Source organism: Saccharothrix obliqua, assembly GCF_019375475.1.
Lineage (GTDB): Bacteria > Actinomycetota > Actinomycetes > Mycobacteriales > Pseudonocardiaceae > Actinosynnema > Actinosynnema obliqua.
Genome location: NZ_JAHXGQ010000008.1, coordinates 310,458 through 331,282, shown reverse-complemented (window position 1 = coordinate 331,282; position 20,825 = coordinate 310,458). Strand labels below are relative to the sequence as shown.

Sequence of the window (20,825 nt, the reverse complement as noted above, 5' to 3'; positions counted from 1 at the left end):
CGGGTTCCCGCCACCACTCGCTGCCACGCGACGGCGCAGTGCCCACGACAGCGCGGTGCTGACAGCGGGCGGTGCCCACATCGGCGCGGTGCTGACAGCGGCGCGGTGCTGACAGCGGCGCGGTGCCACCGACAGCGCGGTGCCACCGGCGGCCGGCGCGTCAGTTGACGCAGCGCACGCCGTCGGCGGTGATGGTCGGTTCCTCGGCGACGGGTTGGCGGTGCGCACCGTCCAGCCCCACGGCACCGGGCGCGGTGAAACCACGCGGCCCCTGGTAGTCCTGCCCGAGGAACACCCGCACGTACCCGGCGGGCACCACCGCGTCGGCCCGCGTCGGCAGGCCGCCCAGGTCCTTCGCGACGGCCTGCGCGCCCGCCTGGGCACCCGTCCCGTACAGCACGACCGAAGACGCCAGCGGGTTCTCCGCGTTGGCCGCGGTGCCCTCCTGGTAACCGCGCGCCACCACGGCCTTCAGCACCGCGGCGGCCAGACCGGCCTCACCGGAACCGTTGCGCACGTCCACCGTCACGCCCGGCGTGGTGGTGGCCGTGGTGGTCGGCGTGGTGCGGGCTTCACCCGGGTCGTGGGTGAGCGACTGCACGAACGCCCGCACCTGCCCGGGATCGACCTCGACCGCCATGCCGTCACCCGGGGTCGCCAGGTCGAGCCGCCCGGTGGGGATGGTGGTGAACTCGATCGCGCCGCCCGTCAGGTCCTGCATCCGGCCGGCGAAGCCGAGGACGTCCCAGTCCTTGTCCAGCACGACGGACTTGGTGACCGCGTCGATGAGGCCGCGCAGCTTGGCCTGGTCGGTGAGCACACCCGCGGACAGCACCTTGCGCGCCAGTCCCGCCAGGAACACCTGCTGCCGCACGATCCGGTCCAGGTCGCCACGCGGCAGGTCGTAGCGCTGCCGCACGAACGCCAGCGCGTCGCGTCCCTGCACGGTGTGCCTGCCCGCGGTGAACCGCGCGCCGGACATGGGTTCGTCGACATCGGCCACCAGGCAGACGTCGACACCGCCGACCGCCTTGGTGATCTCGTAGAACCCGGCGAGGTTGACCTCCGCGTAGTGGTCGACCGTGACACCGGTCAGGTCCTGCACGGTGGCGATCAGGTTCTTCGCGCCCGCCTGGCGCGACCGCGTCTCCACCTCCGCCGGGTCGCGCACGCCCTGCCTGCCCAGCTCCGCCGCCGCGTCGTTCTTCGCCGCCGCGTAGGCGGAGTTGAGCTTGTGCTTCCCGTAACCGCCCGCGACCTCCACATAGGAATCGCGGGGGAACGAGATCGCGACCGCTTTGCCGCCGTCGTTGGGCATGTGCAGCAGGATCATCGTGTCGGTGTTGAGACCGCCGTCCTCCGTGCCGCCCGCCTGCAACTCGTCCAACACCTGCGCCGGCAACGGGTTGCCCTTCGCGTCGGTGCGGCTGTCCATGCCCACCAACAGGATGTCCACCGCGCCGTCACGCGGCTTCTCGCCACCCGCGTCGCTGTCGATGACGTCGGTGGTGGCCAGCTTGTCCTGGAACGACTTGAGGTTCACGTACCCGTAGCCGCAGCCGAGCAGCACGGTCGCCGACAGCAGCACCGCCAGCACGCGCCCGGTGTGGCGCCAACCACGCGCGCCCCGGCTCGGCGCGGCGTGTCGCGCCGCCCCCGCCCGACCGGCGGGCGTGGTGCGGACGGTCGGCGCTTCGGACAACGGCCGCCGTCGCACTCGATCACCCGGCGTCCCCCGCCGCCGCGACTCCTCCCGCACCCCGCTCCTCCTTCGCGCCACGCCCCGGAAGAGCCCGCCACCGGGCCGGGCTCCCCCGCCACAGTACGTAGCCGGTGGGCGGTCAGTCCGCCTGCCGCCGCTCGGAGGGGTTCGACGTCGTCGGGTCGTCGTGCAGGTCCCGGGTCTCCGCCTTCAGGATGCGTGCCGAGCGCCCCAGCGAACGCGCCATCTCCGGCAGCTTCTTCGAGCCGAACAGCAGCACGACCACCACGGCGATGATCAGCAGTTCGGTCGCCCCGAGGTTTCCCATGGTGCTCCTCCCAGCGGACGTTGTCATCCCGATCGCAGCGTACGCCCCGTTCTCCGGCGTGCCGCCACCCCCCGCACTCCAATTCGGACAAAGAGGAGGACGACAACGGTCCATAACGGACTTACGGCACCGCGGGAGCAGTGGAACCGATCACACCGCGGGCCGGAATGCCGCCCACGCCTGGAATGCCCGTTTCCGCACGAGCGGTCACCGGTGGTTCACACCACGTGAACGAGGGGTGAATGTTCTCGTCGCCACCACCACGCCGGGGTCGCCACGCGCCGGATGCGCTGCTGTGGCCGCCGTACGACCGGTCCCGGAGCGGTGAACGATCACAGCGCGGTCACCCGGGGCGGGCCGGCCGTTGTCCGGTCCGGGCCCGACCGCGCACGGTGGTGACGGCCGGCCACCCCTCCTGCACGGGTGCCGGCACGCATCCGTCCTCACCCTGCCCAGGAGGATTCCCGTGGACTGGAAACGCATCCGACGCGGCCTGCCCGGTCTGGTCGCCGTCGCCGTCACCGCCTCGGTGCTCGTGCCCGCACCGGCGATGGCGGCCGGCGACCAGGGCACGCCCCACGGTCTGATCAAGACCGAGGAGCACCGCCAGGTCGTGGAGGTCGCGCCGGTCGGCGCGACCACGCGCGCCGTCGCGCCGCTGGCGTCGAAGCGGCTCAACTACACCCAGCAGGTGCAGCAGCAGAACCAGTGGTGCTGGGCCGCGACCGGCTCCAGCATCGAGCAGCTGCTCGGCGGAACCGCCAACCAGCAGGCGTTCTGCGCCGCGGGCAAGGGCACGTCACCCGGCTACTGCCCGAACCAGCCCGCGCAGATCCCGGAGATCGTGCGTGGTTTCCGGGGCACCGGCTTCAACGCCCAGGACGCGCGCGGCCCGATCAGCTTCGCGTCCATCACCAAGCAGATCGACGCCGGCATCCCCAACCTCACCGGCATCTACTGGACCTCCGGCGGCGGCCACGCCGAGGTGATCTACGGGTACGACACGGCGAACCAGTCGCTCTTGATCGGCGACCCCTGGCCCACGTACCAGCGGTACCAGACCTGGTCCTACAGCCAGTACCTGAACAACAGCCGGTTCCGCTGGAACGACACCATCGTCAACATCGCGAAGGCGTAGCGGGGGTCGTGGCCGTGACCTGTCGGAAGTCGCTCCTCATCGCACTGGTCGCCCTGACAACGGTGTGCCCGGTCTCCCCGGCCTCGGCGCGGGAGGCGGTGCCGCTCCCCTCTCCGGCGGACGTCGCCGCCGCGCTCCACGCCGCCCGGGCGCCGGCGGCGATCAGCTTCGTGAAGACCAACTTCCGGCAGGTCCACGGTGTGGAGCCGAAAGCGGTGACGGTCGCCGACCACGGCGTGCCCGCGTACGTGCTCAACCCGGACTTCGTGCGGGGCAGGACCGACGCGCCCGCCGGGGTCCTCCAGTACATCGCCGTCACCGCCACCGCCGACACCGGTGTGCGCGCCACGGTGCGCGCCGACCCGGCGGGCGACGGCAGGTGGGCGGTCGGCAGCGTGTTCTCCGGTGACGACGAGGAAGCGCTGAGCAAGCGGATCGCACCGGGCTCCGTCCTGCTGAACGAACCCCAGATCAACGGCTGGTACGAGCTGACACCGGCGGGCGTGGTGCTGCTCCGGGCCAGCCTGCCGCAGACACCGGTCGGCGAGTTCGTCCCGCTCGCCGAGTACCAGGAGCAGGTGCACGCGCGGTACGCGGACAAGCTGCCCGGTTCCGACTACCAGGAGGACCGCGGCATCGGCTTCACGCAGCCCGACGCCACGCGTGCCGAGCCGGAGCCGACGCCCGCGGTGCCCGCCTGGTCGCTCGGCGCGAGCGCGGTGCTGCTCCTCGTCGTCGGACTGCTGTGGTGGCAACGCTCCCGTCGCAAGTCCCGTTCCACACCAAGCACCTGAACCACGCTCATCCCACCGGTGCCGCACCCGGGCTGCCGAGCGCGAGCACCGCCGCGTCGCTGTGCGGCCGGACGTCGGAGGCCCCGATGCGCTCGGAGAAGGGCTCCTCGGCCACAACGGGGTGCCGCGGTGGTGGGCGGGTCGGTCACTCCCACAGGAAGTCGACACCCGCGAGCGACGGCTCCAGCCCTTCGAAGTAGGCGCTGGCGAACCCGTCCGACCCGCACAGCAGCGGTTCGCTGGCCGTGGGCACGGCGCCCTCGCGGGCCCGTTCCACGCGCGTGCAGCGCACCGGCCGCATCGCCGGGTCGAAGTGCAGGCGCAGCAGGTAGGTCTGCGTCCAGCCGCGAATGACGCGGTAGAACGTGGGCGAGCGCACGGGAGCCGTGCACGCCATGCTGAAGCTGAAGCTGTGCACGTCCCCCTCGGTGAGCTTGCGGTCGAACAGCAGCTCGGTCACCATGCCCGCCGACACGGGCTGCCGGCGGACCCGACCCACCCGGCACCCGTCGCCCGCGGTGATCCGCGCGCTCTCGATGTCGGCTCCCGGCTCGCTCTGGTGGATCACCACGAAACCGTCCGGCCCGGACCGCCGCGCCCGCACCACCATGGTCGACGACATCTCGGTGATCTCGCCGATCGGGCCGAACCGCACGTCGTCGATCGCCATCACCACGTGCACGTCGGAGTTGCACGGGCTGCCGGACACGCCGTCGAACTCCTCCAGCAGCGCGCCGGTGCGCGCCCAGCTCTGGCTCAGCTCCGGGATGGACCGCACCCGCTGGTCGGGTTCGGGCGCGCGCTGGTGCGGGCCGATCAACGTCACCAGGCTGTCGTCGGGGACCTGGAGGACGCGTTCGAGGGCACGCACGGCGTCCAGGGCGCGTGGCACCGCCGGGTGCCGCAGCCCGCGCTGCCAGTAGCTCAGCGTGGACTGGGCGATCGCGATGTCCTGGGACCGCAGGTGCGCGCTCAGCCTCGACAACGACAGCCCGCGCCTGCGGATCGCCGCGGCCAACGCGCGCGAGAACGGCCCGTACCGCAGCGCCTGGGCCAGGTCGCCCGGCGGAGCGGCGGCGGGCCGGTCGCCCGCGGACACCCGGGCCTCATGACGCATGGCGTCACCTCACGCTGCCGCACGACCCCGGTCGGTGACCGGGCCCCACGCACTGTAGGCGTGCGTCCGGGGGCCGACCACCTACCAAAGTCGGGACGCTCAGCGGGCCGCGCGCACCACCTCGGCCAGCGGTGTGGCGGGGTGCCCGGTGAGCCGTCGCACGTCGTCGGTCACGCCGGCCAACTGCCCCTCGGCGATGGCCGTGTAGGTGGAGACCCACGCGTCGAGCAGCCAGTCCGGCGCGTTGTACGGGGCACGCGACCGGTACGCCTCGTCCACCGTCTCCCGGTGGTAGCTCACCGCGCGGCCGGTGGCGTCGGACAGCACCGCCGCGACCTCGTCCAGGGTGAGCGCCCGCGGGCCGGTCAGCTCGTAGGTGGCCCCGACGTGCGGCGCGGTGTCCCGCAGCACCGCCACGGCGGCGTCCGCGATGTCGTCCAGCGCGACCGCCGCCACCCGGCCGTCACCCGCCGGGCCGCGGATCACGCCGTCCTCGCCGGCCAGCATCGGCATGAAGTCGGCGTACATGTTGTCCCGCAGGAAGGTGTGCGGCAGACCGCTCGCGCGGATGTGCTCCTCGGTGGTGAAGTGGTCGCGGGCGAGCGTGAACACCGCGTCCGGCGCGGCGCCGTAGAACGAGATGTAGACCAGGTGGCCCACCCCGGCCTCGGCGGCGGCGTCCACGAACGACCGGTGCAGGTCCACCCGGTCCGCGGTCTCCGGCGCGGACACCATCAACACCCGCTCCGCACCCGCCAACGCGGCCCGCACCGCCTCCCGGTCGCCGTAGTCGGCGACCACGGCCGTCGCGCCCGGCAGTTCCGGCGCACGCGTGGTGTCCCGCACCAGCAGCCGCTGCGCGACACCACCCGCCGCGAGCCGACGGGCCACGCGCCCGCCCAGGTTGCCGGTCGAGCCGGTGACCGCGATCGCGGCACCGGACGGCTGTTCGGTCATGCGAGGACTCCCTGGCGCTCAGGACGGCGAACCGCCCGCTGATCACACGGGGAGGCTAACCGCCCGACGCGACCCGGGCAGCGCCGCGCGGCGCACCGGGGAACCCCGCCGAGGACGCGGTCCGGCTCGACGCCCCGCGCCCGGCCACGCGTCGTCGTGCTGAACAGGATCGACGTCCTGGAGGAGCGCGGCCTCGGGGAGATCGTCCGCGGCCTGCCGGGGACCTCCGCGTGGTAGGCCGAGGCGCTCGGCGGCTCTCCCGCGGGAGAGCCGCCGAGCGGCGGGTCACGCGCCCGCGACCCGCGTGTCGTTCGCCGACGCGCCGTGGTGGTGGCCGCCGCCGAACCGGTGGATGTGGAAGCGCGCCGCCTCGGCCGGCATGACCACGTACGGCCGCATCATGCCCTCGTCCTCGTGGTCGAGGATGTGGCAGTGGTACATGAACTCGCCCGTCGCGCCGTCGAACCGGCCCGCGATGGCCAGCCACTCACCGGCCTCCACCTGGTAGGTGTCCTTCCAGCCCTCCTCCTGCGGGTCCAGGGGGCGGCCGGGGCCGGGTGCGGGCAGCGGGGCCGTGGTGCCGCCCACCGCGACGTCGAACCCGGGCACCGCGCCGCTCACCGGGTCCAACTCGTAGCGGTGGCGGGCCAGGGCCTGGAACCGGCTCAGGTGGACGTGCATCGGGTGCGTCGGGCCGCCGAGGTGGATGAAGTTCCAGATCGCCCAGCGGTCGTGGTCGATGAACACGCTCGTCGTGTCGTCGAACAGGCTCGCCACGCGCTGGAACGTCCGCAACGCGCCGGTCGCCGGGTCGGTGACCTGGAGGATGCCCGGCGCGGGCAGCTCGGCGGGCACCTGCGCGGGATCGGTGATCTCCACCAGTTCCCACATTTGCGGGTGGCCCTCGCCCGCGGTGCCCGGCGGCACCAGGCCGATGAAGATGTGGTCGTGGTCATCGGGGATCGTGGTGCCGTGGTGCAGCCGCACGTACGACGGCGACAGCACCTCGGGCAGCCGGAACCGGTCCCGGACGTCCCGGTCGCGCACCCGGAACTGCATGATGTCCGGCTCGGGCGCGGCCGTGCCATGTGCGTTGGTCAACCGCACCCGGCGACCACGCAGCTCCCGGAAGTCGATCAGCAGGTCGGCCCGCTCGGCGGGCGCGACGGTCAGGCCGCCCGCGGGCAGACCGGCCGGGCGGGGCAGCAGCCCGCTGTCCGTGCCGATCTGGTGCACGTGGTGGTCCAGTGACTCCTTGGTGTCCTCGTCCACCAGGTGCAGCTGGTAGAAGCGGGCGTTGGAGGCGTTCACCACGCGGAACCGGTACCACCGGGCGTCCACGTCCATGTGCGGCCAGATCACGCCGTTGACCAACGTGAACGGCCCGGAGAACGGCAGGTGCAGCACCTGGCCGGCGGGCGTGGTGACGTACGGGACCTTGTACAGCAGTTGGCCCGTCAGGTTGCCCTCGGCGTCGGTGTCCAGGTTGCGGTCGGTGATCACCAGCGGCACCTCGTGCTCGCCGGACGGCAGGCGCAGGGCCGCCTCCTCGCGGTCCCGGATCAGGTACACGCCGGCGAGGCCCGCGTTGACGTTGAACCGGGTGATCGCCATGGCGTGGTCGTGGTACCAAAGCGTCATCGCCGGCTGTTCGTTCGGGTACTCCGCGAGCTGCGAAGCACCCTTGAGCACCGAATTGTGCGCCCAGCCGTCGTTGCCGCCGCCCGTGCGCGCGCCGTGCAGGTGCACGACGTTCCACGACGGCAGGTCGGCCACGCCTTCGATCGGCGTCACGCCGGGCGGCAGCGAACCGTCCGGGTTGCGGAAACCGGGGCTGTTCTGCGGCGCCGACTCGATCGGGGCCTGCACCGCGACCAGCGGAATCCTGCCCTCGATCTCGTTGGTCCAGGTGACCCGCAGCCGACGACCGCTGCGCACCTCGATCGTCGGTCCCGGGAAATACCCGTCGTAAGCCCACACGGTGGTCGGCGGCAACTGCGAGTGCAGCCGGACCTCCGTGCTGATCATGCCGACGGTCAACGCGTCCTGGTGCCACGACAGGTGCGGTCGGATCACCGGCATGACCCGCAACGGGTCCAGGAATTTGGTCAGCCCGAACGTCGGGCCCGTCGGCGCGGCGGTCGCGGGCCTGCTGATGACTTCGGTCATCGGTGTTCCCCCTGATTTCAGTTGTCCGGGCACGCCGCCGCCCGACAGCGGCGGCAATTCGCCCGTTTCCCCCGGTACCGCGGAAACCGGTCCCCCGACCGACCCGCGGCACACCCCACAGGTGCGCGGCCGGCGCCCGTGGATACATCGCCGGTAAAACGATTTATCCTCAGCGGACGGGCCACCACCCGCGCAAAACCGACACTACACCTTTCGCCGGTGGATTTCCGCTATTTCACCGGCGGCGACCGCGCGATTACCGAACGTGGATTTCGGCAACCTATTCAATTCCAACCGGACGCGCATTTTCCGATCACTCACGAGAGCGGTCGGCCACCGGTGACGCCCAGGACCTCGCCGGTGATGTAACTGGACTCCTGGGACGCGAAGAACACGTACGCGGGCGCGACCTCCGCGGGCTGACCGGCCCGGCCGAGCGGGGTGTCCCCGCCGAACGACTCCAACGCCTCCGGCGGCATGGTGGCCGGGATCAGCGGCGTCCAGATCGGCCCCGGCGCGACGGCGTTCACGCGCAGCCCCTTGTCCGCCAGGTCCTCCGCCAACGACTTGGTGAGGTTGACGATGCCCGCCTTGGTGGCGGCGTAGTCCATCAGGTGCGGCGAGGGCTGGTACGCCTGGATGGACGTCGTGGCGATCACGCACCCGCCGGGCGGCATGTGGGGCACGGCCGCCTTGCACAGCCAGAACATCGAGTAGAGGTTCGTCTTGAACACGCGGTCGAACTGCTCCGTGGTGATGCCGAGCAGACCTTCCGGCTGCGACATCTGGTAGCCCGCGTTGTCCACGAGGACGTCGATGCGGCCGAACTCCTCCACGGCCCGCGTGACGAGTTCCCGGCACGCCTCCTCGGTGCGCAGGTCGCCGGGCACCAGGACGGCACGCCTGCCCGCCGCGCGCACGTGCTCCGCGGACTGCTCGGCGTCGGCCTGCTCCTCGGGCAGGTAGGACAGCACGACGTCCGCGCCCTCCCGCGCGTACGCGATCGTCACCGCCCGCCCGATGCCGGAGTCCGCGCCGGTCACGACGGCGACCGCGTCGGTGAGCCGCCCACTGCCCTCGTAGGTGTGCTCCCCGTGGTCGGGACGCGGCGTCATGTCCCGGTCGGTGCCGGGGTGCTCCTGCTCGCGGCGCTCCTGGTGCTCCGTGCCCGGGTACTGGTGGCGGGGGTCCTGGCGCGTGTGCTGGTTCATGGTCATCCCTTCCCGATCAACGGGTGGGTATCCGGTTCTCGACCGAAGTAACGCGGGCCGATCGGCCGACACCGATCCGGTTGAACGGCCGCGGCGCGGGTAAACCGGGTGGGCAGGGGCCGCTGTGCGCCCGACCGACCTCGACCCGCTACGAGGGAGCAGCATTCCGTGGACGTGCAGGTGGGCATGACGGTGTACGCGTTCCCCGACGGGACCTGAGCCGCGATGCGATCCCCTTACGAGGACGCGCAGTGGCAGGCGATCGCGCGTGCCGCCAAGCAGGCCGACCTCCCGCTCGAAGAGCTGTGGATGAGGTACCTCACGCTGGGCGGCAACACCGGGTTCCTGGAGGTGGAGGCGTACCTCAACGGGATGCTGGCGTTGCCCGACCTCGACGCCGACGTGCTCGCGCACGCCGCGAACGAGCGGTTGGACGAGGTGGCGAGGCTGCACCACGCGCCGTACAGCCGCCCGGTGCGCGGGCCGGGCCCGGCGCGGCACCCGACGTCCGCGCTGGTGGGCCTGTTGCGCGGCGCGGAGTCCGCGCCCGCCGAACGGCTCGCGGCGCTGGCCGAGGCGGCGGGGCAGCCGTTGCAGGTGCGGATCGCGGTGCACCTGGTCGACTACGAGCAGCGCGCGTTGCACCGCCTGCCCGCGAGGGCGAGCGACGAGTCCTCACCGCTGCCCGTGGAGCACACGCCCGCCGGCGAGGCTTTTCGGACCGTGCGCGTGCAGGCGGTGGCCGACGGTGCGGACTCCCGGCTGTGGGTGCCGCTGGTGGACGGCGTGGAGCGGTTGGGCGTGCTGGAGGTCGGGTGCGCGGAGGGCGCGCTGGAGGATCCCGACCTGCGGGCGCACTGCCGGTGGATCTCGGCGCTGCTGGGCCACCTGGTGACCATCCTGTCCCAGTACGGCGACGCGCTCCAGACCCGCCGCCTGTCCAAGGCGCGCACGGCCGCCGAGGAACTGGTGTGGTCCCTGCTGCCGCCGTTGACCGCCGCGACCGATTCGTTCGTGGTGAGCGGGCTGGTGGAGCCCGCCGAGGCGGCGGGCGGCGACCTGTTCGACTACGCGCTCTCGGAGAACACCGCGCACCTCGCCGTGTTCGACGCGGCGGGCGCGGACCCGGGCAGCGAGTTGGTCGCGGCGACGGCCGTGGCGGCGTACCGGGCGGCCCGCCGCGCGGGTCACGACCTGGTCGGGCAGGCGCGCGAGGTGGACGAGGCGATCACGGCCCGGTTCGGCGGCAACGCGTACGCGACCGCCGTGCTGACCGAGGTGGACCTGGCCACCGGCCGGTTGCGCTACCTCAACGCGGGTCACCCCCACCCGCTGCTGCTGCGCCCGGGTCGGGTGGTGACGTCCCTGGGCGACGGCGGGCGCCCGCCGCTGGGCCGGGCCGGTGGCGGCCGGGTGGCGGCCGAGTCGCTGAACCCGGACGACTGCCTGGTGCTGTACACCGACGGCCTGGTGGGCGCCCGGGACGCGGCGGGTCGCGAGTTCGGCGTGGCACGCCTGGCGGACTTCCTGCGGCACGCGGCGTCGGCCGGCTACCCGCCACCGGAGGCGACGCGTCGCCTGGTGCACGAGGTCCTGGCCCACCGCGACGGCCCGCTGCACGACGACGTGACCGTTCTGCTGAGCCGGTGGACCGCCGCACAGGTGGTCGACGCGTGACCGACGTCAGTCGAGGAGTTCGGTCTGGCGTGGGGTGAGAGGCACGCCGGTCTCGGCGGTGAGTTGGGCGAGGAGCAGTTCGGCGGTGTGCGCGATGTGGGTGCGCAGTGCCCGCATCGCGCCCTCGGGGTCGCGTGCGATCACCGCGCGGAGGACGGGTTCGTGTTCCGCCACGATCTCGTCCAGGGTCCGGGACCGGCCCGCGGTCGAGGTGCCGAGGGTCGTGGTCGTGTCGCGCAACCCGTCCACGGTCGCGGCGAGCCGGGCGTTGCCGCCCGCCAGCAGCAGGTGGTGGTGGAACCGGCGGTCGTGGTGCATGAACCGGGCGTCGTCGCCGGTCGCGGCCATCGCGCGCATGGCGTCGAGTTCGTCCGTCAAGGCGGCCACGAGCGCGGCATCGGCATGACGCGCGGCCAGCCCCGCCGCCGGTACCTCCAGCAGCAGGCGCAGGTGGAAGACCTCCACCACCTCGCGCGGGTCGCGCTTGAGGACCCGGAAGCCGCGGTTGCGCTCGAACCGCACCATGCCCGCCTCCGCCAGGCGCAGCAACGCCTCGCGGACCGGGGTGCGGGAGACGTTCAGGCGTTCCGCCAGGCCGTAGGCGGAGTACAACTCGCCCGCCACCAGCTCACCGTCCAGGACCGCGGCCCGGATCGCGGCGACCACCTGGTCGGTCAGGCTCGACGTGCCGACGACTTCGCGCACCGGTCCTCCCCCGTGCCGAACTGCCCGTGCGGACCCGGGCTGCGCCACGCCCCGCGACCCCGGGTGTCGATCTCACCACGCCCGCCGTTCACACCCGACCCGACCACGCCGCACCAGCCCGCGCCGGCTCCACCGCGTCCACCCGACCGCTCCGCCTGCCCACGCACGTTCTTCTCTCGACGCGTCGCCCGCGCGACGCGGTGAGCTGCGGGTTCTCGATGGCTTGACGAGTAGCATGTCACATGCGAGTCTCGGCGCGACCGGTCGACACCAGGAGTGCGCATGAGTCCGAGCACGCCCGAAACCGTGTTCACCCGCGGCGCGCCCGCCCTGGAGTCCGGACCGGGCGCGGCCGATGAGGCCGGGTTCGACCTGGCGCGGTGGGGCGTCGGCCGCGCGTTGGTGGTCACCGACCCGGCCGTGGCCGCGACCGGCGCGCCGCGACGCGCCGCCGAGCGCATGGCGGAGTCCGGCGCCGAAGCCCGCGCGTTCGCCGTGCCCACCACCACCGGGACCGGTGCCGAGAGCACCACCGTCTGCGTGCTCGACGTGCTGGACCTCAAGGTGAAGACGGGCATCAGCCACGTCCGCCTGCGCCCGACCCTCGCCGTGGTCGACCCGGCGCTCACGGCCACTCGGCCGCCGGAGGTGACCGCCGCCGGCATGGACGTCCTCTGCCACGCCTACGACCGCGAGCACACCGGACAACGCGTCCCCTACTGCGGTGCCAACCCGATCTCCGACGTCTGGTCGGAACGCGCCCTCGAACCGCTCGCCCGCTCGTTCCGCGCGGCGGTCCGGGACGGTGACGACCTGGCCGACGTCTTCCGCCGCTCGCCGGAGCTGTGGTGAGCCGGGCCGCCGCGGACCTGGCCGACCGGTTGCGCCGCGCGGGTGTCGCCGAGGTCGACGTGTCGGCGCGCCGGCGGGCCGAGTTCTCCGGCGACGCCTCCCTGTACCGGGTGGTGCCGCGGGCCGTGGTGTTCCCCCGCCACGTGGACGAGGTGGCCGCCGTGCTGGAGGTGTGCCGGGCGACGGGCGTGCCGCTCACCTCGCGCGGCGCGGGCACGTCGATCGCGGGCAACGCGGTCGGTCCCGGCGTCGTGCTCGACTTCTCCCGCCACCTCAACGCCGTGCGATCGGTGGACGCGGAGGCGCGGACGGCCGTCGTGGAGCCCGGTGTCGTGCTGGCGGCGCTGCAGCGGGTCGCCGCACCGCACGGGCTGCGGTTCGGACCCGACCCGTCGACGCACAACCGGTGCACGATCGGCGGGATGATCGGCAACAACGCGTGCGGCTCGCGAGCGCTCGCGTACGGGCGGACCGCCGACAACGTGGTGGCGCTGGACGTGCTGACCGGCGGCGGGGAACGGCTCGCGGTGGGTGGCCCGGACCGGGCGCCCTCGCCGGTGCTGGACCGGCTGGCGGAGATCACGCGGGCCAACCTGCCGGTCATCCGCACCGAACTCGGCCGGTTCTCCCGGCAGGTGTCCGGCTACTCGCTGGAGCACCTGCTGCCGGAACGCGGTTTCGACGTGGCCCGGATGCTGGTCGGCACCGAGGGGACGTGCGCGGTGACGCTCGGCGCGACCGTGCGGCTGGTCGAGGCGCCCGCCGCGACGGTGCTGGTCGTGCTCGGCTACCCCGGCATGGCGGAGGCGGCGGACGCGGTGCCCGCCGTGCTGCCGCACGCGCCGGTCGCGCTGGAGGGCATGGACTCCCGCATCGTGCAGGTGGTGCGGGACCGGCGCGGCCCGGCCGCCGTGCCGCCGCTGCCCGCGGGCTCCGGCTGGCTGTTCGCCGAGGTGCCGGGCGCGACGCCCGCCGCGGCGGCGGAAGCGGCGCGGGCCCTGGTCGCCGACGCCGGCGCGGTGGACAGCGCGGTGGTCACCGACGCCGCGCAGGCCGCCGCGTTGTGGCGGATCCGGGAGGACGGCGCGGGGCTGGCCTCGCGGACACCGGCGGGCGCGCCCGCGCACGCCGGGTGGGAGGACTCCGCCGTGCCGCCGGAGCGGCTCGGCGCGTACCTGCGGGAGTTCGACGCGCTGCTCACCGACCGGGGGCTGTTCGGCGTGCCGTACGGGCACTTCGGCGACGGCTGCCTGCACGTCCGCATCGACTTCCCGTTCGACCGGTCCGACGGCACCGCCGTGTTCCGCGGGTTCCTGCGTGACGCGGCGGAACTGGTCGCCTCGTACGGCGGTTCGCTGTCCGGGGAGCACGGCGACGGCCGCGCCCGCGGCGAACTCCTGCCGCTGATGTACTCCGAGCACGCGATCGCGGCGTTCGCCGCCGTGAAGCACGCCTTCGACCCGGACGACCTGCTGAACCCCGGTGTGATCGTCCGGCCGCGGCCGGTGGACGCGGATCTGCGGCCCGCCGACGCCGGGTCGCGCCTGCCGCGCCGCGTGCTCGGTCTCGCGCACGCGCACGACCGCGGCGACTTCGCCGCCGCCGTGCACCGCTGCACGGGTGTCGGCAAGTGCCGGGCCGACACGACGGCGACCGGTGGCGTGATGTGCCCGTCGTACCTGGCGACCCGCGACGAGAAGGACTCCACCCGGGGTCGGGCGCGCGTGCTCCAGGAGGCCGTGTCGGGTTCGCTCACGGCCGGGGGCTGGGGTTCGCCCGAGGTGCTGGAGTCGCTGGACCTGTGCCTGGCGTGCAAGGGCTGCGCGGTGGACTGCCCCACCGGGATCGACATGGCCTCGTACAAGGCGGAGGTGCTGCACCAGACGTACCGGCGCAGGCTGCGCCCGAGGTCCCACTACGCGCTGGGCGCGCTGCCCCGGTGGGCGCGTTGGGCGTCGCGGCTGCCGCGGCTGGTGAACGGCCTGCTGGCGCTGCGCCCCGTGGCGACCGCGGTGCGGTTCCTGGGCGGGATGGACCAGCGGCGGGAGCTGCCGCGCTTCGCGGACCACACGTTCCGCCGGTGGTTCGCCGACCACGTCGCGCCGGGTGGTGACCGGCAGCCGGTGCTGCTGTGGGTCGACACGTTCACCGACCACTTCTCCCCCGAGGTGGGCATCGCCGCCGTGCGCGTCCTGGAGGCGGCGGGTTTCGCGGTGCGCGTCACCGACCGCCCGGAGTGCTGCGGCCTCACGTGGATCAGCACCGGGCAGCTCGACGCCGCGCGCCGCGTGGTCGGCCGGGGCGTGGCCGCGCTCGCGCCGCACGTCGCGGAGGGCGTGCCGGTGGTGGCGCTGGAACCGTCGTGCGCCGCCGTGCTGCGGTCGGACGCCGTGGAGCTGGTCGGCCCCGAAGCCGAACCCGTCGCCGCCGCGACCCACACGCTGGCCGAACTCCTCGCCCGCCACCGCCCCGACTGGGTGCCGCCGCGGCTGGACGACGTGTCGGCGGTGGCGCAGCCGCACTGCCACCACCACGCGGTGCTGGGCTGGCGCGCCGACGAGGAGCTGCTGCGCGCGGCGGGCGCGTCGGTCCGCCGGCTCGGCGGGTGCTGCGGGCTGGCGGGCAACTTCGGCGTCGAGCGGGGCCACTACGACGTGTCGGTGCGGGTCGCGGAGACCGCTCTGCTGCCCGCCGTGCGCGACCTGCCCGACGACGGGGTGGTGCTGGCGGACGGCTTCTCCTGCCGCACCCAGTTGGACCACCTCACCTCGCGCCGCGGCACGCACCTGGCCGAACTCCTCGCCGACCGCCTGCCCACGCACCCCGCACCCGCCGGCGAGCGCCCGGACGCCGACCAGCCGCCCACCCGTTGACCGGTTCCCCACCGATCCCGAGGCGCCCTCAACCGTCCACTGTGGACGCTCCAACGGTTCCGGGCACACCTCGGCCCCCGGCGTGGGATCATGCGTCCCGGCACGGCGGCGATGAGGAGGTTCCGTGGAACCCGACCACCGGACGATTCCCTCGAACCAGGTGGCGGGCCCGGTGCGCGGCCACGCCGTGCAGGTCGGCATCGTCCACGGCGGCGTGCACATCGTCGGCGCGGAGAACGGCCGGTCGGCCGACGAGGAGATCACGTCGCTGCTGCGCGCCCAGGTGCGGGCCGCCCAGGACCTGCCCCGGCTGCTGCCCGGCGCGCGCCGCCCCGCGCTCGCCGACGTCTACGTGCGCCAGCACCTCGGCGGCGACGTCGCGGACCCCCGACCCGAACCCCCGCAGCCGACGCCGATCCTGGACGGGCACGGTCAGTTCGTCGAGGTGCCGGCCGCCCCGGTGGTCCGGGTCGCCGTGCGGCCACCGGTCCGCACCGCGTGGGAGGCGCTGGACGGCACCGACCACCTGATCGTCACCGGCGGCGCGGGGCAGGGCAAGTCGACGTTGTCGCTGCGGCTGGCCGCGGACGTGGCGACGCGCTTCCTGGACGGCGACGGCGGTCCGCTCAGCGAACCCGTCGTGCCGCTCCGGTTGACCGCCCGCGAGCTGGCCGCCCGGCTCGACCTGCCGTTCCCGGAAGCGCTGGCGGACAGCGCCCGCGCCGACTACGGGGCGCTGCTGCGCGTGCCGGTGTCGGCGGACGTGCTCGGCAGGCGCGTGGCGGGCCACCGGTGGCTGCTGCTGGTCGACGGGCTGGACGAGGTCGCCGACGCCAACGACCGGGACCGGCTGGTCAAGGTGCTCGCGGCCGGCGCGGCCGAGCCGGTGCACCGGGTGGTGCTGACGACCCGGCCGATCGAGGGCGTGGTGCTCGCTCCCCTGCACCGGGTGGGCGCGGTGCGCTACCAGCTCCAGGCGTTCGACGACGCGACGCTGCGCCGGTTCGCGGAGAACTGGTTCGCCGACGACGGTCCCGGGCCTGCCGAGCGGTTCCTCCGCCAGATCAAGACCGCGCACCTGGAGGAACTGGTGCGCGTGCCGCTGCTGGCGACCATCGCCGCCATCGTCTTCCGGCAGCGCAGCGACCTCCCGCTGCCGGACAACCAGTACGAGCTGTACGAGGCGTACTTCTCGTTCCTCCGCTCGACCCGACCCGCCGACAGCCCGTTCGAGCCACACCGCGCACGCCTGCTGGAGCACCTGGGCCTGGTCCGCGTGGAGTCCGACACGTCGCCGTTGTCCGCCGCCCGCGACTGGGTCCGCCGCCACGTGCCGCCCGAGCACCTGCCGCCCGACTGGTCCGAGCACCTGACGGACTTCCTGGTCGGCGTCGGCCCGCTGGTGATCCGCGGCGACGACCTGACGTTCCTGCACCACAGCTTCGCCGAGCACCTCGCCGCGACGGCCGCCGCGGGCGAGTTGCCCGCCGACTTCGCCGCCGACCACCCGGACTTCGCACGCCTGCTGCACGCCGCACGCCCCGAGGAGCGCGGCCGGTACGCGCGGGCCGTCGCGCTGCACTACACCCACCTGCGCCCGGACCAGGCGGACCCGCTGCTGCGGTCGCTGCACGCGGGCGGCGCGGAGCAGCACCTGCTCGCGGCCCGGCTGCTGGCCAAGCGGTTACCCGCCTCCCCGGCCGCGGTGGACGAGTTCCTGGACACCGTCCGGGGCTGGGCCGCCACGACGCACCACCTGGCCGGCGAGATCCTGTCGCACGCCTGCCGCGCCACCCAGCACCCCGGCCTGTCGCCGTGGCTGGTGCGGCTCATGCGGGACGGGACCGCGCCCTGGCCGTCGCGGACCGCCGCGGCGGCGGCGCTGGCGGTCCGGCTGCGTGACGGGCACCTCGCGGAGGCCGTCGGGTTCCTGCGTGCCCTGGTGGACGACGCGCACGCCGCCGTGGAGGTGCGGCTGGCCGCCGCGGAGGCGCTGGCGGACACCGGTGCCGCCGAGCGGGACGCGGCGGCGCGGGGCCTGCGGTCCGTGCTCGACGACCCGCTCCGGTCCGACACCGGGCACCGCGCCGCGGCGGTGATCCTGTCCGCGTTCGGCGACGAAGCCCGCGATGTCGCGGTGACCGCGATGACCCGGTTGCTGGACGACCGGGACACCCCGCCCGCGGTCGTCGTGGAGGCGGCCACGGCGTTGATCGAGATCGACACCGAGTTCCACCCGCGCGCCGCCGAGGCGTTCCGGGTGGTGCTGCACGACCGCGTGCACGACGAGACGGCCCGCGAGGACGCCGCGCTCGGCATGGCGTCGCTCGGCCCGGAGCACACGGACGAGGCGGTGGCGGCGCTGACCGCGGTGGTCGGCGACCGCCGGCGGAGCCGCGCGCACCGCGTGTCGGCGGCCGAGGTGCTGGGCAGGCTCAACCAGCAGCACCGGCAGGCGGCGGGTGACGCGGTGCGCGCGATGCCGGCGGAACCGGACACCACGGCGTACGACACCCGCTATTGCGCGGCCCGGCTCGCCGCGTTCGGGCCGGCGGCCCGCGACGAGGCCGAGCGCCTGCTGCGCACGGTGATCACCGACCCCGGGACGCCGGTGGACGACGTGCTGTGGGCGTTGCACGCGCTGGGCGAACTCGGCGCGGAGCACCTGCCGGAGGTCGCCCGCCGGTCGTGGGAGCTGCTGGCCGAGGTGCGGCCCGGCGTGGTCGCGCACGCCACCCTCCTCGGCCACCTCGCGGCCATGGGCGAACCACACCGCTCGGCCGCCGTGGAACGCCTGCTCGCGCACCTCGCCGACGGCACGGCCGACCCCGCCGGTCGCTGCCGCGCCGCGGCGGAGCTGATCGGCGCCGGACCCGAGTTCCACGCCGACGTGGCACGTCACCTGCGGTCCATCGCGGATTCCGGTGGCGCGCCCATCGAGGCGTGGCGCGAGCTGGTGAAGCTCGGTCCGCAGTACCAGCCGCGCGCGCTCCGGGCGCTGCACGACGCGATCGCACGCACGAACGCCGGGCCGGTCGTGTGGTACGGCTCGGTGGACTCGTTCTGGTCGACACCGGCCGAGCGCGACGGGTTGGCCGACGCCCTGATGACGGCGCTGACCGACCGCGAACGGAGCTACCACGAGCGGCTGTCCGCGTTGAACAGCCTGGTGACGATGGGTTTCCGCTACCACCACCGAGCGGTGGGGGCGCTGTGCGAACTCCTGCGGGAGGTGCGCACCCAGCATTTCGACTTCCGCTACGTCGCGGGCATGATCGCGGAACTCGGGGTCGGGTTGCGGGAACGGGTCGCGCGGGTGCTGTGCGACCTGCTGACCGACCCGCGTGCCAACCCGCGGCGTCGAGACGCGGTCCTCGAAGGCTTGGAAGTGCTCGGCTTCCTCCACCTGCCGGAGGCGCGTGCCGCGTTGCACGCGGTCATCGCCAACACCACGTTGTCGAGCTTCCGGCTCAACGCGCAGGGCATGTTGGTGGCGGTCGACCCGACGACGGCCCCGGACATCGCGGACGACGTGTTCGCCCCCGAGGGCGACCTGCCGCCTTCGACCTGGATCCGCCTGGTCGACCAGTTGTCCCTCCACGGGGTCGACGTGGCGGACCGGTTGCGGCGGCTGGTCGGGAACATCGACGTCGACCGGCGCGTGCGCTGGTACGGCGCGGTGTACGGGTACGAGTCCTTCCCCGCCGTCCGGGCGGAAGCGGCGGCGGAGATCGCCCGACAGCTCGATTCCGCCCACATGCGGCCCACGATCCTCGCCGGGGCGCTGTACAACGCCGTCCGGGTCGCGGCGCTCACGTCGCAGGAGGCCGTGGACCGCCTTGAGGCCCAGGTCGGCGACGAGCGGCTGAACATCGGGGAACGCGCCGAGAGCGCCACCTCCCTGGTCTGGCTGGACCGCGCCGCCGCGCCCAAAGTGCTCGCGTTGCTGACGCGGCTGGCCGACGACCCCGGTGCGCGGCCGGTGGATCGAGCACGGGCGGTGCGCTCCATGGTCGACCTGGGGTCCCACTACGTCGTTCCGCACCCGCGACTGGTCGCGGGTGCGGCCCAGGACGCGACAGCCGACGACCTGCGCACGTCCCTGGTCCGCGCATTGCCCAGAGACCTGCGCACCAACGTGGAGCGCGCGGTCCTCGACGACCGCGTGTTGCCGCCCAGAGAACGGGTTCCGCAGCCCGACATCTGGGACGACATGCCGCTGGCGCTCGACGCGGCGGCAGCTCTGCGGGAGGTGCTGGCCGGCCCGGAGTTCCGGCACGGCGAGCTGCTCCAGGCGGCGTTCAAGCTCACCTACCTCGACATCCGGACTGTGCCGGGAGTTGTCGCGCAACTGGCCGCGGTGCCTGCTGACGGTCCGTCGGCGGGGCCGGCGACCCTGGGGTTGATCATGCTTGGCGGTGAGCGGGAGTGGCAGCGGTGGGAGCGGACCGCGCTCGACCCGGGTCTGCCGCCACGCGTGCGGTGGTCCGCCGCGCACCTGCTGCTGACGGTGGCGTCCCGAACCCCACCGGCGTTGGCCGGGATGCTCCGCGAGGTCGCGACCGATCCGCGCACGCCCATGCGGCGACGCGCTCTCGCGTTACTCGCCCTCGGGCGGTTCGACGGCCTGACGCGGCTGCGCGCGGTGCGGGACGACCCGCGGACCACGTCGGCCACGCGCTGGGCGGTGGCTCGCGACCTGCTCGATTACGACGCCGCGGACCTGGCCGCGGCTGCCGCGGTGATGGCCGGCATCGCGGGCGACCCGGCAGAACGACCGGCGCTGCGCACACGTGCGGCGTACAGCCTCGCGTACCGGGGTGTCGAGGGGCGGGACCGGGCGGTCGAACTGCTCGGCGCGATGGCGCGTGACGTCCGGCTGCCGGTGGGCGCGCGGGCGGACGCGGCGTCCTGGCTCGGCGAGCACGCGCCGAGCCTGCGTGGTGAGGCGCTGGCGTTGCTGCGGGGTATGCGGTCGGTGGAACGGCCGTTGACGCGCCGGAAGGTGCTGCTCGCGATCGGCGAGCTACGCCCGGAGGAGGCGGCGGTGGAGCTGCTGGCCATGGCGCGGGACGTGCGGCACGGCGTGGTCGCGCGGGTGCGGTGTGCCGAGGGCGCCGTGCGGCTCTGGCGCGGGTGCCGGGACGAGGCGGCGGTGGTCGTGCGCGGCGTGGCGCTGGACGTGGGCGTCGCCCGCCACGTCCGCCGCACCGCCGCCCGCCACCTCGCCCGGTGGAGCGCCGTGTGCCGGGACGAGGCGCGGGCCGTGCTCCGCGCACTCGACCCCGGCGTGACGCGGTGA

At 74.0% G+C, this 20,825-nt stretch carries 12 protein-coding genes and 1 pseudogene; 6 read left to right on the top strand and 7 right to left on the bottom strand.

The features are described from left to right. Positions 1 to 160: 160 nt before the first annotated feature. A complete protein-coding gene (locus tag KZQ38_RS25120) occupies positions 161 to 1,759 on the bottom strand; it encodes an LCP family protein (protein ID WP_219445047.1) in 1,599 nt (532 codons plus the stop codon). A gap of 82 nt (positions 1,760 to 1,841) precedes the next feature. After that, positions 1,842 to 2,030, bottom strand: coding sequence for a Sec-independent protein translocase subunit TatA (gene tatA, locus KZQ38_RS25115; protein ID WP_219445045.1), 189 nt, complete (start codon positions 2,028 to 2,030; stop codon positions 1,842 to 1,844). A 466-nt stretch (positions 2,031 to 2,496) separates the two neighbouring features. Here tatA and KZQ38_RS25110 point away from each other — a divergent pair, with 466 nt between their 5' ends. Together KZQ38_RS25110 and KZQ38_RS25105 are read left to right on the top strand one after the other, a co-directional pair. Then, positions 2,497 to 3,168, top strand: coding sequence for a papain-like cysteine protease family protein (locus KZQ38_RS25110; RefSeq protein WP_372452280.1), 672 nt, complete (start codon positions 2,497 to 2,499; stop codon positions 3,166 to 3,168). Positions 3,169 to 3,182: 14 nt separating this feature from the next. Then, entirely contained in the window at positions 3,183 to 3,962 is a 780-nt protein-coding gene (locus KZQ38_RS25105; protein WP_219445043.1) for a hypothetical protein, read from the top strand. Between the two features lie 145 nt (positions 3,963 to 4,107). On the opposite strand, the gene KZQ38_RS25100 is transcribed toward KZQ38_RS25105, so the two are convergent. The 4 genes from KZQ38_RS25100 to KZQ38_RS25085 all read right to left on the bottom strand — a co-directional run bounded on the left by KZQ38_RS25100 (position 4,108) and on the right by KZQ38_RS25085 (position 9,422). Beyond that, positions 4,108 to 5,079, bottom strand: a complete 972-nt coding sequence (locus KZQ38_RS25100; protein WP_219445042.1) for an XRE family transcriptional regulator — start codon at positions 5,077 to 5,079, stop codon at positions 4,108 to 4,110. A gap of 99 nt (positions 5,080 to 5,178) precedes the next feature. Beyond that, positions 5,179 to 6,036, bottom strand: coding sequence for an SDR family oxidoreductase (locus KZQ38_RS25095; protein WP_219445041.1), 858 nt, complete (start codon positions 6,034 to 6,036; stop codon positions 5,179 to 5,181). Positions 6,037 to 6,321: 285 nt separating this feature from the next. Next, entirely contained in the window at positions 6,322 to 8,205 is a 1,884-nt protein-coding gene (locus KZQ38_RS25090) for a multicopper oxidase family protein (protein ID WP_219445040.1), read from the bottom strand. Between the two features lie 317 nt (positions 8,206 to 8,522). Next, entirely contained in the window at positions 8,523 to 9,422 is a 900-nt protein-coding gene (locus tag KZQ38_RS25085; protein WP_219445039.1) for an SDR family oxidoreductase, read from the bottom strand. A gap of 219 nt (positions 9,423 to 9,641) precedes the next feature. On the opposite strand from KZQ38_RS25085, the gene KZQ38_RS25080 reads away from it, so the two are divergent. Beyond that, complete coding sequence (locus KZQ38_RS25080; RefSeq protein ID WP_219445038.1) at positions 9,642 to 11,093, top strand: PP2C family protein-serine/threonine phosphatase; 1,452 nt, start codon at positions 9,642 to 9,644, stop codon at positions 11,091 to 11,093. A 6-nt stretch (positions 11,094 to 11,099) separates the two neighbouring features. On the opposite strand, the gene KZQ38_RS25075 is transcribed toward KZQ38_RS25080, so the two are convergent. Further along, positions 11,100 to 11,798 (bottom strand): GntR family transcriptional regulator, encoded by a 699-nt coding sequence (locus tag KZQ38_RS25075; RefSeq protein WP_219445037.1) that lies wholly within the window; start codon positions 11,796 to 11,798, stop codon positions 11,100 to 11,102. A 282-nt stretch (positions 11,799 to 12,080) separates the two neighbouring features. Between KZQ38_RS25075 and KZQ38_RS25070 the strand changes: the two are divergent. From KZQ38_RS25070 to KZQ38_RS25060, 3 genes and pseudogenes are all read left to right on the top strand, one after another. Further along, positions 12,081 to 12,614, top strand: a pseudogene (locus KZQ38_RS25070) (iron-containing alcohol dehydrogenase); the annotation flags it as partial. Between the two features lie 32 nt (positions 12,615 to 12,646). Then, entirely contained in the window at positions 12,647 to 15,523 is a 2,877-nt protein-coding gene (locus tag KZQ38_RS25065; protein ID WP_308258583.1) for an FAD-binding and (Fe-S)-binding domain-containing protein, read from the top strand. A 124-nt stretch (positions 15,524 to 15,647) separates the two neighbouring features. Further along, entirely contained in the window at positions 15,648 to 20,825 is a 5,178-nt protein-coding gene (locus KZQ38_RS25060; protein WP_219445035.1) for an NACHT domain-containing protein, read from the top strand.